At 59.5% G+C, this 12,258-nt stretch carries 11 protein-coding genes; 3 read left to right on the top strand and 8 right to left on the bottom strand.

The window, feature by feature from the left end; translation table 11 throughout:
- Positions 1-10 precede the first annotated feature (10 nt).
- The 4 genes from FHT73_RS04645 to FHT73_RS04630 all read right to left on the bottom strand — a co-directional run bounded on the left by FHT73_RS04645 (position 11) and on the right by FHT73_RS04630 (position 4,220).
- Entirely contained in the window at positions 11-1,648 is a 1,638-nt protein-coding gene (locus tag FHT73_RS04645; RefSeq protein WP_015339947.1) for a CTP synthase, read from the bottom strand.
- Positions 1,649-1,782: 134 nt separating this feature from the next.
- Entirely contained in the window at positions 1,783-2,301 is a 519-nt protein-coding gene (gene secG, locus FHT73_RS04640; RefSeq protein ID WP_015339948.1) for a preprotein translocase subunit SecG, read from the bottom strand.
- Between the two features lie 113 nt (positions 2,302-2,414).
- Positions 2,415-3,185 (bottom strand): triose-phosphate isomerase, encoded by a 771-nt coding sequence (gene tpiA / locus FHT73_RS04635; protein ID WP_183710063.1) that lies wholly within the window; start codon positions 3,183-3,185, stop codon positions 2,415-2,417.
- Between the two features lie 138 nt (positions 3,186-3,323).
- Positions 3,324-4,220 (bottom strand): alpha/beta fold hydrolase, encoded by an 897-nt coding sequence (locus FHT73_RS04630; RefSeq protein WP_183710061.1) that lies wholly within the window; start codon positions 4,218-4,220, stop codon positions 3,324-3,326.
- A gap of 206 nt (positions 4,221-4,426) precedes the next feature.
- Here FHT73_RS04630 and parE point away from each other — a divergent pair, with 206 nt between their 5' ends.
- The gene (parE, locus tag FHT73_RS04625; RefSeq protein WP_183710059.1) at positions 4,427-6,487 is read left to right on the top strand and encodes a DNA topoisomerase IV subunit B; all 2,061 of its coding nucleotides are present in this window, start codon (positions 4,427-4,429) and stop codon (positions 6,485-6,487) included.
- A 236-nt stretch (positions 6,488-6,723) separates the two neighbouring features.
- Positions 6,724-7,902, top strand: a complete 1,179-nt coding sequence (locus tag FHT73_RS04620; RefSeq protein WP_112411785.1) for an AI-2E family transporter — start codon at positions 6,724-6,726, stop codon at positions 7,900-7,902.
- A 4-nt stretch (positions 7,903-7,906) separates the two neighbouring features.
- Here FHT73_RS04620 and FHT73_RS04615 read toward each other — a convergent pair whose 3' ends face one another.
- The 4 genes from FHT73_RS04615 to FHT73_RS04600 all read right to left on the bottom strand — a co-directional run bounded on the left by FHT73_RS04615 (position 7,907) and on the right by FHT73_RS04600 (position 10,964).
- A complete protein-coding gene (locus FHT73_RS04615; protein ID WP_183710057.1) occupies positions 7,907-8,374 on the bottom strand; it encodes a GNAT family N-acetyltransferase in 468 nt (155 codons plus the stop codon).
- Between the two features lie 130 nt (positions 8,375-8,504).
- Entirely contained in the window at positions 8,505-9,659 is a 1,155-nt protein-coding gene (locus tag FHT73_RS04610) for a DUF2336 domain-containing protein (protein WP_112602677.1), read from the bottom strand.
- 112 nt (positions 9,660-9,771) lie between these two features.
- On the bottom strand, positions 9,772-10,377 hold the full coding sequence (locus tag FHT73_RS04605; RefSeq protein ID WP_112602679.1) for a flavin reductase family protein: 606 nt from the start codon (positions 10,375-10,377) through the stop codon (positions 9,772-9,774).
- A complete protein-coding gene (locus FHT73_RS04600; RefSeq protein WP_112602681.1) occupies positions 10,377-10,964 on the bottom strand; it encodes a nitroreductase in 588 nt (195 codons plus the stop codon). The genes FHT73_RS04605 and FHT73_RS04600 overlap by 1 nt, the downstream gene beginning before the upstream one ends.
- A 153-nt stretch (positions 10,965-11,117) precedes the next feature.
- Here FHT73_RS04600 and FHT73_RS04595 point away from each other — a divergent pair, with 153 nt between their 5' ends.
- On the top strand, positions 11,118-12,188 hold the full coding sequence (locus tag FHT73_RS04595) for a hypothetical protein (RefSeq protein WP_246698830.1): 1,071 nt from the start codon (positions 11,118-11,120) through the stop codon (positions 12,186-12,188).
- Positions 12,189-12,258: the final 70 nt, after the last annotated feature.

The following is a 12,258-nucleotide window of genomic DNA, read 5'->3' as shown; positions in this document are numbered from 1 at the left end:
GTGAAGCGCTCTATACCAGCCGGCTCTGTTCCGTCGCCGCTTCGATGAAGCTGGAGAACAGCGGATGCGGTTCCAGCGGACGGGATTTCAGTTCCGGATGGTACTGGACGCCGATAAACCACGGATGATCCGCATATTCGATCGTCTCAGGCAGCACGCCATCCGGTGACATGCCGGAGAAGGTCAGGCCGCAATCTTCCAGCTTATCCTTGTAGTCGATGTTGACTTCATAGCGGTGGCGATGGCGCTCCGAAATATCGGTGGAGCCGTAGATTTCCGAAATCTTCGTGCCCTTCTTCAGGGCCGCCTTATAGGCACCGAGACGCATGGTGCCGCCGAGATCGCCCGATGCGGTGCGCTTCTGCAGTTCGTTGCCCTTCAGCCATTCGGTCATCAGGCCGACGACCGGTTCCTTTGTGGGCCCGAATTCGGTCGACGAAGCATGTTCGACACCGGCCAGATTGCGGGCCGCCTCGATGACGGCCATCTGCATGCCGAAGCAGATGCCGAAATACGGTACCTTGCGTTCGCGCGCGAAACGGGCAGCCAGGATCTTCCCTTCGGAACCGCGCTCGCCGAAACCGCCAGGCACGAGAATGCCGTGCACCTTCTCGAGATAAGGTGCTGGATCTTCCTTTTCGAAGACCTCGGACTCGATCCATTCCAGCTTGACCTTGACCCGGTTGGCAATGCCGCCGTGATGCAGCGCTTCGATCAGCGACTTATAGGCATCCTTGAGACCGGTATATTTGCCGACGATGGCGATGGTCACCTCGCCTTCCGGCGTGCGGATGCGATTGCAGACCTCTTCCCACTGTTCCAGACGCGGCTTCGGAGCCGGCTCGATGCCGAAGGCGGCTAGCACCTCGTTATCGAGGCCTTCCCTGTGGTAAGCCATCGGCACGTCATAGATGTTCGCAACATCGAGCGCTTGAATGACGGCAGATTCCCGCACGTTGCAGAACAGCGAGAGTTTGCGGCGTTCGGCTTCGGGGATTTCCCGGTCGGCACGCACGAGCAAGATATCGGGATGGATGCCGAGGGCCTGCAGTTCTTTGACGGAATGCTGCGTCGGCTTGGTCTTCAATTCGCCGGCGGCCGGAATATAGGGCATCAGCGTCAGATGAACGTAGACAGCCGTGCCGCGTGGCAGGTCGTTGCCGAGTTGGCGGATCGCTTCCATGAAAGGCATGGCTTCGATATCGCCGACCGTACCGCCGATCTCGCAGATGACGAAATCATACTCGTCATTGCCTTCGGTGACGAAATCCTTGATCTCGTTGGTAACGTGCGGAATAACCTGAACGGTCGCGCCGAGATAGTCGCCACGGCGTTCCTTGTCGATGATGTTCTTATAGATGCGACCGGTGGTGATGTTATCGGTCTTGGTGGCCGAGCGGCCAGTGAAGCGCTCGTAGTGGCCGAGATCGAGGTCGGTTTCCGCTCCGTCGTCGGTGACGAAGACCTCGCCGTGCTGGGTCGGGCTCATGGTGCCCGGATCCACGTTCAGATAGGGGTCGAGTTTGCGCAGGCGGACTCGATAACCACGAGCCTGCAACAACGCTCCGAGAGCCGCAGCCGCAATTCCTTTTCCGAGGGAAGAAACCACGCCGCCAGTGATGAATACATATCGCGCCATGGGAGTCACCGGATACCTTTTCACAAATGATTCCGCTAGCCCTAAAATTCGTTTCCGGAATTTTGGCTACAGAACGCGGAATATGGACAAAACAAAACCGGCAGATCCGAGGACCTGCCGGGGATGATCTTTGGCGACCGGAATTACTTGCCGGTCGGGACGCCGCCGTTGTCGGCTGGCGCGGGAGTGGTCGTCGCCGGCGCGGTCTGTTGACCGGTCGCGGCCGGAGCCTGCTGTGCAGGTGCTGCCTGATTCGTCGCGGCCGGCGGGGTCGCCTGCGATTGCGGAGCAACGGCCCCACTGTTCGGCACGCCGCTGTTGTCGGCCGGCTTCGGCTGGGTGGTTGCCGGAGCAGCACCCTTCTGGCCACCAAGCGAATCGAGGATACCGTTGCCCTGACCCGCCGTGCTCGGAATACGATTGAGAACGTCGGTCGGACGCGCCTCGAAGCGGGATAGCACGTTCATGCCGAGCGCAAGTGCGAAGAACAGCGCCGCAAGAATGGCCGTGGTGCGCGTCAGCGCATTGGCCGTACCGCGCGCAGACATGAAGCCCGATCCGCCGCCGATGCCAAGGCCGCCACCTTCGGAGCGCTGAATCAGCACCACGCCGATAAGGGCGACGACGATCATGAGATAGATGACAAGCAGTACGGTTTGCATAGATCCAGTCCTGCCCGGTGCGGGCATCAAAAATAAAAGCTCGCGGCTCTTTACATGAGGCTCTCGCCTATTCCAAGCCCTTTTAAGGCCGGAACTCCGGGCAAGTTGTTGCTTCAGGCGAACTGCCGTTCGAATGCGGCATAAATGGCAAGGAAGTCGGCGGCTTTCAAGCTTTGTCCGCCGACAAGCACGCCGTTGACATGCGGAATGTCGAGAAGACTGCGCGCATTCGCACCGCTGACGGATCCGCCGTAAAGAATTCGCATGTTTGCGCCCTCCTTGCCGAAGCGTTCGATAAGCTCTGCGCGCATGAAGGCATGGGCTTCCTCGACATCTTCGCTGGTCGGAACCACGCCGGTGCCGATTGCCCAGACTGGCTCGTAAGCAATTACGGTCGTTGCCGCGGTCGCAACATCCGGAACCGAGCCAATCAACTCCCGCTTCAAAACGTCGAGCGTCTGGCCGCTATTGCGTTCATAGGCAGTCTCGCCGATGCAGATGATGGCAATCAGGCCGGCATCGTGCGCGGCCTGTGCCTTGGCGCGTACAAGCATGTCGCTTTCCGCGTGATTTCTACGGCGCTCGGAATGGCCGACGATGACATGCGTGCCGAAGCAGTCGGCAATCATTTCGGCCGAGATGTCACCCGTATGAGCGCCACTGACCTGCTGATGGCAATCCTGGGCGCCGATGGCGAGCGGGCTGTCGTCGCAAAGCGCCGTTGCCACATAGAGCAACGTCGCCGGGGGGCAGAGCAGCGTGTCGATTTTCTCCGACAGTGGCGTCTTGACGCCATCCGCGATCGCCTTGATCTGATCCAGGCTCGCGCGTGTGCCGTTCATCTTCCAGTTTCCGGCCAAAAGCGGCCGTATCGTCTTCGTCATTCCGGTTTCTCCCCCTATTTCATCCATCGGACTAACAAAAAGGCGGAGCAAAGGAAAGTTAGCGAACAAGGCCGAAACCTGTTCAAATCGTTTGAAAAAATGCTTATCCGGAAAATAAATCGAATTGTGCGATGTGTTTCACGACGCCTGTGGATCCACGAGCCAGTTGAGAACCTTGCGCCAATCGGTCATGCGCACCGGCGTTCCGTGGTTTCCGGTTTCGAAAAGCGTAAAACGCGTGGGATAATGCGCCTTGTAAAGTTTCTCGAACAAGGCTTGCTGGTCGGCCGCGGCGTAGACTGGATCCTTGCTGCCGTGGGTAAACCAGAGCGGCAGCTTTGCCTTGAAGAAAGCGCTCTTCGTGAAATCCGGATCGGTAACGCCACTCAGGATCGCCATGCCCTTCAGCCGCTTGACGCTTTCGGCATCGCGCGTGATGCCCCAGCAGATGAAACTCCCCATGGAAGCACAGGTTAGTATGACGGGCTTGCCGCCGGATTGCTCGTAGGAGTAGCGGATGAGCGCCGCGATATCGGCAACGCCATTGCTGTCGAAACCTCTGACGCTCGGCGCATAATAGGTGCCGCCGTTCTTGTAAGCCAGGTTCTTCAGCCGGTTGAAATTGCCGCCGAATGTATAATCGTTGGAGCCAAGCCGGCGGTCGCCGCCTCGGCCGTGAATGAAGATCACGGTAAAGGCCTGTTTCGATGCGGGGCCTACGCGGGTGACATCGACCCTGCGATCGCCGATCTCGAGCGTTTCGTCCTCCTGCGCCTTCCAGCGCACGCCGGTATCGACATAAGCCGGTTTGACGCGCTTTTCCGGAATCTGGTCGCGGCCGTTAATGTCACGCAATTCCTGATAATCGATCGTCTGGAAGGCGCCGTTGTCGTGACTCTCAATGACCGTCTGGCTGGAAAACAGTTCGTCCTTGAACGGCTTGAGCATCTCGGCAGAGGTTCCCGAGGTGGTCGCAAGCAACAAAATGCCCGAGATTGCGGACAGAACGGGCAAATGAGCTGTGGACATTGGCATGCGGATACTTCCTCCGATCGGCCATCGGGCTTGCCATTCTTCACCCGGCAACGCAAATCTCTTTCATGAATCTGCCCCGTCGTGGGGCGCCATCGCTCTTGTGCGCTGTTTCTGGCAGAATCGCGGTGATTCGCGAATAGCGGCGACAAATGCGATAATGAAGGGGTCTGGCCCCACCAGAACAAATCTGAGCAGCTTGAAATTCTATGGACAATAGCAACGATCTCTTCTCCGGACTCCCCCGCTCCCCGAAGCCGGAGGCAGCGGAAAAGCCGGTGGTAAAGGCAGAAAAGCCCCCTGCGCCCGCACAGCGCGCGGCGGCGCCGACCCAGTCGTCGGAGGAATATGGCGCGAGTTCGATTCGTGTTCTCGAAGGGCTCGAGCCGGTCCGCATGCGCCCCGGCATGTATATCGGCGGCACGGACGAGAAGGCGCTGCACCACCTTTTCGCCGAAGTGATCGACAACTCGATGGACGAGGCTGTGGCCGGTCACGCCAATTTCATCGAAGTCTATCTCGATCGGGAAGGTTATCTCACCGTCACGGATAACGGCCGTGGCATTCCGGTGGAAAACCATCCGCAGGTGCCCGGCAAATCGACGCTCGAAGTCATCATGACCAAGCTGCATGCCGGCGGTAAGTTCGACGGCAAGGCCTATGAGACCTCGGGCGGTCTGCACGGTGTCGGCGTGTCCGTCGTCAATGCGTTGTCGGACGACCTCGAAGTCGAAGTTGCCCGTAACCGCAAGCTCTATCGCCAGCGCTTCTCGCGGGGTCTGCCGGTGGGCGGCCTGGAAGAGTTGGGCGATGTGCATAACCGGCGCGGCACCCGCGTCCGCTTCCATCCCGATCCACAGATCTTCGGCGATCACGCCCGTTTCGATCCGGCCCGCGTTTTCCGCATGGCCCGTTCCAAGGCCTATCTGTTCGGCGGCGTCGAGATCCGCTGGGGCTATGATCCCGAGCTGGCGCCGGAAGGTGCCGATGTTCCGGAAAAGGCGGTCTTTCACTTCCCGGGCGGCCTGAAAGACTATCTCAAGGCGACGATGGGCAACGAATTCACCGTCACCCGTGAAATCTTTGCAGGCAAGTCTGAGAAGGAAAGCGGCCACGGCTCGCTCGAATGGGCCATCACCTGGTATGGCGGCGACCCGCAGATCCATTCCTATTGCAATACGATTCCGACCCCGGAAGGCGGCACGCATGAGGCGGGCCTCCGCATCGCATTGACCAAGGGCCTGAAAAACTACGCCGATCTCACCCAGAACAAGCGTGCGGCCAATATCACCACGGATGACGTGATGATATCCGGCGTCGGCATGCTGTCGATCTTCATCCGCGAACCGGAATTTGTCGGCCAGACCAAGGACAGGCTCGCGACGGTCGAAGCACAGCGCATCGTCGAAAACGCCCTGCGTGACCCTTTCGACCATTATCTCACCGATAATCCGGCCGAAGCCGAGAAGCTGCTGGAATGGGTGATCGAGCGCTCCGAAGAGCGCATGCGCCGCCGCAAGGAGAAGGAAGTCAATCGCAAGACGGCTGTGCGCAAGCTGCGCCTGCCCGGCAAGCTGGCCGACTGCTCGCAGAACTCCGCCGCTGGCGCGGAACTTTTCCTGGTCGAAGGTGACTCGGCCGGTGGCTCTGCCAAGCAAGCGCGCAACCGCTTGAATCAGGCGATCCTGCCGCTGCGCGGCAAGATCCTCAACGTCGCCAGCGCCGGTCGCGAGAAGCTTTCCGCCAACCAGCAGATTGCCGATCTGGTCCAGGCGCTCGGTTGCGGCACGCGCTCCAAATACCGCGAGGAAGATCTTCGCTATCAGCGCATCGTCGTCATGACCGATGCCGACGTCGATGGCGCTCACATCGCCTCGCTGCTCATCACCTTCTTCTATCAGGAGATGCCTGAGCTGATCCGCCAGGGCCATCTCTTCCTGGCCGTACCGCCGCTCTACAAGATCACGCAGGGCTCGAAATCTATCTATGCCCGCGACGACGCCCACCGCCTGGAACTCATGCAGACGGAATTCAAGGGCAAAGGCAAGGTCGAGATCAGCCGCTTCAAAGGTCTGGGCGAAATGCTGCCGGCCCAGCTCAAGGAAACGACGATGGACCCGGCCAAGCGCACATTGCTGCGCGTCGAGATCGACGAAGTGGATTTCGAAGGCACGCGCGACGCGGTCGACAATCTGATGGGCACCAAGGCCGACGCACGCTTCCGCTTCATTCAGGAGCGTGCTGCCTTTGCGGAGGATCTGGATATCTGACGGCGCACCAACCGCCGAACGGATTTGCTGATCCTGCTCACCAAAACAGTTTCAATTCGATGCAAAAAACTCAGTCTTTTGCATTCAAGATGCTTTGTGGCCTTGATTATGGCGCGCAGGGCAGTCGTGCTATTGTCATGACGGCTGAATAAGAAGCTTGAAGCCGTTGCTCTTGAAACGGCCTAGATCATACCCCATAACCGGATGATCTAGTAAATTGGGGCGAAGTAAGACCGGTGGGTGTATTTGAACGTCATAAGCCAAAGGAACACCGGTGGCTGGGGCCGAGCGCGCATGCGCGCATGCCTTTGATCCCATCCATTTCCGCGGCACGCTGGCTGCTGATTCTGATTGCCATTGCCGGCATTTATTTCTTCTACGGCTTTCTCGTTCCGGTTCTGGCCGCCGCGGTGATCGGCTTTGCCACCTGGCCGCTTTACAGCGATATCGTCCGGCGAACGGGCGGGAATACGACAATTGCCGCCACCATCGCCATCGCATTCATCGTGACCTTTCTGGTTCTGCCGATCGTTCTTTCAGCCCTCTACATGGCCGGAGAAGTACGCGACTGGTTCGGCTGGGCAATCCATGTGAATCGTGAGGGGGCGCCGCCGCCGCAATGGATTCTGGCTTTGCCGGTCGTCGGCTCCTGGCTCGGCGAGCAGTGGACACAATATGTCGGCAGCCCTGGCTCACTCGGTGAGTTGGCGCAGCTCGTAAGCGGCGCCCATATCGGCAATATCTACAGGGCAGTACTCGCGGCAGGCGGTGGCGCCTTCCACGTCGTCTTGACCCTGCTCTTCATGCTGATCGCGCTGTTTTTCATCTATCGCGATGGCTCGACCTTCGTTCGCCAGGTCGATCTGCTCGGCGAACGTATCCTTCCCAATCGCTGGGAACGGATTTCCCGCGTCGTGCCGGCGACGATCAGCTCTACCGTCATGGGCATGACGCTGATCGCTATCGGTGAAGGCATCGTTCTCGGTGTGGCCTATTGGATTGCCGGCGCTCCATCGGCCATTACGCTCGGCGTTCTCACGGGCGTCATGGCTCTTGTGCCGGGTGGCGCCCCGCTCTCGATGTCGCTCGTTTCGATCTATCTCGTCGCCAGCGGCTCGCTTTGGGCCGGTATTGGCCTCTTCCTCTGGGGCACGATCGAGCTTTTCATTGTCGACAAGACGCTTCGCCCCAAACTCGTCGGTGGGCCGATCAAGCTGCCCTTCCTGCCAACCTTTTTCGGCCTGGTGGGCGGCGTGAAGACCATGGGCTTCCTCGGGCTCTTCATCGGCCCGGTGCTGATGGCCATCATCGTTGCCATTTGGCGCGAATGGATTCGCGAAGCCGAATTGACCGAGGAGCAGCACGCACAGGAGCCCGAACTGCAGTTGCATGTCCGGGACGCTGCCGAGGGTTGATTGCTCAGCTGGTTTGTTTCAGCCGTTTTTCCATGAAAAGGCTCAGTGGATCCGGCTGATAGCTGCCGAAAGGCGGAATTTCGAGATAACCGAATTTCCGGTAGAGTCCGATCGCTTCCGGTTGATATATGCCGGTTTCAAGCCGCACTGCGGAAAGACCTTTTTCGAGCGCCGCCGCTTCGAGCGTTTCCATGAGCCTGCGGGCGACGCTTCGGCCCCTGGCGGCCGGATCGACGAACATGCGCTTGATCTCGGCCGTGCCGTCACCGGCTTCCACCAGCGCGCAACATCCAACGATCATCCCCTCTGCCCTGGCAACCCAGAAGGTCACCTCCGCCTTCTCCAGCGAAGACAGATCTAGCATATGGTTGCTTTCCGCCGGATAGAGCGATTCCGCATAGGCGCTGGACATGTCGAGAAGGCGAATGACGCCTTCCTGACGCGGGGATTCGATAGCGATCGTCAGTGACAAGATGAACCTCGGAACCTGGAGCATGTCGCGCAAAAGTGTGCGGCGGTTTTGCGATGCGCAAAATCAAGGACCTAAAGCGCGGGAAGCGAATCTGAAAGATCGCGACGCGCTTTAGAACGCCGGCTGGATATCACGCGGCGGCGAGCGTTGCCAGTGCGGCAAAGCTGCGCGCAGTTTGCCGCTTTTCGGCATTGGCAAGCTTCTCGACCATGTCGAGGAGCTGCGTTGCAGCAACCGGGCTTTGCTCCGCAAGGCGGAACTTTCGCATCAGCCGCGAAGAAACATCTTCCAGCATCGCCGTACCGTTCTTACGGGAGGATTCGCGCCAGATCACCGTCGCCTCGACGAAGATCGTGCTGATATCTCGGCGTAGCCCTGCGCTCTCGTAGAGAGCCCGCAGGGCATGGACACGTCCTCTGGAAACGATCGAGCGCACACGTCGTTCGTCGCATCCGGAAAGATTGGTGATCGCGCAGGCAAAGAAATCGACCTTGCCGGAGCATAGCGCATGCATGAGGAATGCCGGTGTCAGCCAGCCGCTGCGCCTTAGATGCTCGACCAGATCAGGCAATTGCTCGTGCTGCGCCGTTCCTGCAATGGCAACGGTTGCGGATTCCGTCGCCTCACGCGTGACCTGTTGCAGCCTGGAGCTGCCGACAAAACTCTGGACGAGAGGCGATTCCGAAAGCGCTTCGCTGACGTGCCGCATTAGCAAGTGCCTGATATCTGCGGACAAAATGTCCCGGGAAAGAAGCAGTCCGCGTATGTCAGCGGAGTCACCCATGCGCTCGGCGATGCGCTTGAGGGAGGCCTGTGAAAGCAAGGCACCGTCGTTCTCGAGCAGACACAGAATTTCGACCTCTCCGCCCATCTCGGCAAGCGCAGCACAGACGGCACACGGCACCTCCCCGCGTGACGCGATCAGTACCCGCGTCACGTCACTACCCCGCAATGCGAGATCGACGAGATCGGCATCGGTGAACACGGGCGAAAACAGGATGATCTGCCCGGCGATTTCAGGCTGATCCTCGGCTAGAGATAGAATGACGTTCCGCGGGGCGCCGGCCGAATGCGCGACCGCTTCTGCGAGCGCCAGCCGCACGCGAGGAGACGGATCGTCGAGCAGATAGGTCATCGCCATCTCGGCGGCCGCACGCTCTTCCCTAGGCATCTCCGACTGCAGATAGGCCCTGCCGAGCGCATTGGCCGCCCGGGTTCTGCTTTCTGCCTTGGCGGTTTCAGCCCAGCGAAGGAATGCTTCTATAATCACGTAACGCCCCGATATCGGCGGGGCGATTCTTGCCCCGCAAATTCCTATACTTCACCTTATCGGGCAAAGGTTTACGGGACGTTTACCTTGCTTGTTAACCTTTCGCCTGCAGGCATGAGTGGCGCCTTCAGGGCGCCTTTGGCCTCATCATCTCGAAGACCTCGCTGCCCTCGCTATAATCCATATAGCCCATGCGTGCGATGGGGCGCGCTAACGCCATGTCCAGCCGGCCTCCGCGAATGATCGTCTCGTCGATATGGATACCGACGACCTGGCCGATCACCATGATATTTTCCGATACCTCCCCATCGAGACCTTTGGGTTGCAGAATTTCAGTCACCCTGCATTCGAGCACGGCAAAGGCCTCGGCGACATAGGGCGCGTCGACCAGCTCTCCCGGCTTCGCCGTCAGTCCGGCAAGCTCGAATTCGTTGACGCCATAGGGAACGGCAACGGAAGAATGGTTCATCTTCTCAACGATATGGCGGCTGACGAGGTTGGCAGTAAAGACGCCTGTTTCCTCGACATTGCGCACGCTATCCTTTCGACCGGCGGAAGAAAACATCACCAGCTTCGGCCGATCGCTGACGGCGTTAAAAAAGGAATAGGGCGAGAGATTCAGCGAACCATCCCTGCCCTTGCTGCCGATCCAGCCGATCGGCCGCGGCGCGACGATTGCCTTGAAAGGATCATGCGCCAGACCGTGGCGATTGGTGTCTGTCGTATAGAACATCACGCGTCCTCGCCGCCGATCCAGGTCACCGTTTCCGACAGCTCCGGGCGCGGGCGTTCGACGGGCGGGAAGCTTGTCGAGCCGATATGGATGAAGCCGGCAACCTTCTCGCCCGGCTTTACGCCGAGCAGCGGATAGGCACGTTCGTCGAAGGCGAACCATTCCGTCAGCCAGTTGGAGACCCAGCCATGGGCATTGGCCGCCATTAGCAAGTTCAAGCACAGCGCGCCCGCCGACATCAACTGCTCCCATTCCGGGATCTTGAAATGCGGTGCCGCCTTGCTGACGACTGCGACGACCACGGGTGCACGAGTGAAGCGGGTGCGCTCGACCTGAATCATTTCTTCCGACAGATCGGGCTTGGCTTCCAGCGCGAGCTTCAGCAGCTCTTCACTGATGCGGGCGCGTTCCCCGCCGCGATAGACGATGAAGCGCCATGGCGCGAGCTTGCCATGATCCGGCACACGGGAGGCCAACCGAAGAATCTCCTCGATTTCAGCCTTGTCCGGGCCTGGTTCCGACATTTGAAACGCAGGAATAGATCGGCGCACCGCGAGATAGTCGACCAGCTTGATATCGGTTTTCATTAAGGAACTGCCTTCATTTGGGCTTTATGGGATGTAGGTCTTGAATTTGCCACCGCATTGGTTTTGAAGTGGCGTGTGTTTTATCGGAAGTCAATCGGTTGGGTATTCATGTCAGGCATTTCATCCGCTCGCCGATTGAGCGCGGCTTTCGCGATGCTTGTGAGCATGAACACTGCCGTTCCGGCACAGGATGCCTTTAAGGAATTCAAGCAGCTCGACGGCAGCGTCAAGATGCCGAAGCTCAATGCTTTCGTGGCACCGAATGGCGAGAATTCGCCTGCGCGCACATTGCGCGACGTTTCCCTCGAAGCCAAGCTCACGCCCCAGAGCGGCCCGCAGCAGCAGGGCCTCGCCTGGTACGTCTTCAGCCCGATTGCGGGCGCTGATGGCAAACTGCCGCTGGTCGCCAGTTCGCGCGGAGGCTCGGCCTCCTTTCACCTTTTGCCGGGCGATTATTTCGTCAATGTCTCTTTCGGCCGCGCCGGCGTCACCAAGCGGCTGAGCGTGCCTGAAAGCGGCGACACCCAGAAGCAGACGATGGTTCTCGATGCCGGTGGCATGGTCCTGAACGCCGTATCCGGGCCCGATGTCCGTATCCCTCCGAACGAGCTGAGCTTCTCGATCTATTCGAGCGAAACCAAGGAGGACGGCGAGCGTGGTCTTGTCATGGACGATGTCAAGCCGAACACGCTGGTCGGCCTGAGTGCCGGCACCTATCATGTCGTTTCCGAATACGGCGAGGTCAATGCCGTCATCCGCGCCGATATCCAGGTGGAAGCCGGCAAGGTGACGGAAGCGACCATTCAGCACAGGGCGGCAAAGATCACCTTCAAGCTGGTTTCGGATGCCGGCGGTGAGGCAATCGCCGATACTGCCTGGTCGATCCTGACAGCTGCGGGCGATATCGTTGGCGAAAGCGTCAGCGCGTTCCCGACCATGGTGCTTGCGGAAGGCCGCTACACGGCCGTCGCCCGAAACAAGGACAAGATCTATCAGCGCGACTTTACCGTCGCCGCCGGCATGAATACGGATGTGGAAGTGCTGATGAAACAGCAACAGCCGCAGGAGGTCGATACCGAACAATCGGCCCGACAGCTACCGATCCAGATGCCGCCAATGCGCCAGAGCCAGACACCGCCGGCCACGACCAACCAGCAGCCGCTGCCCACCTATGAACAATTGGCGCCGGCCGCTGGCGGCGACGACGGCGATAGCATGGATTGACGACTGCGGCGCCATTTGGTCGCTGGCGCGAACCATCCAGACAGTTGTCACTCGGCGACAAAAGTCTCGC

This window comes from Rhizobium sp. BK098 (genome assembly GCF_014193155.1).
Lineage (GTDB): Bacteria > Pseudomonadota > Alphaproteobacteria > Rhizobiales > Rhizobiaceae > Rhizobium.
The sequence above is the reverse complement of the archived record's forward strand: the minus strand, read 5'-3'. Positions and strand labels throughout refer to the sequence as shown.

Excerpts from the sequence above, each read along its gene's own strand:
- FHT73_RS04595 (WP_246698830.1), top strand. The coding sequence starts at position 11,118 with ATGCTTGTGAGCATGAACACTGCCGTTCCGGCACAGGATGCCTTTAAG.
- FHT73_RS04600 (WP_112602681.1), bottom strand. The coding sequence starts at position 10,964 with ATGAAAACCGATATCAAGCTGGTCGACTATCTCGCGGTGCGCCGATCT.
- FHT73_RS04630 (WP_183710061.1), bottom strand. The coding sequence starts at position 4,220 with ATGCCAATGTCCACAGCTCATTTGCCCGTTCTGTCCGCAATCTCGGGC.
- tpiA (WP_183710063.1), bottom strand. The coding sequence starts at position 3,185 with ATGACGAAGACGATACGGCCGCTTTTGGCCGGAAACTGGAAGATGAAC.
- parE (WP_183710059.1), top strand. The coding sequence starts at position 4,427 with ATGGACAATAGCAACGATCTCTTCTCCGGACTCCCCCGCTCCCCGAAG.
- FHT73_RS04605 (WP_112602679.1), bottom strand. The coding sequence starts at position 10,377 with ATGTTCTATACGACAGACACCAATCGCCACGGTCTGGCGCATGATCCT.
- secG (WP_015339948.1), bottom strand. The coding sequence starts at position 2,301 with ATGCAAACCGTACTGCTTGTCATCTATCTCATGATCGTCGTCGCCCTT.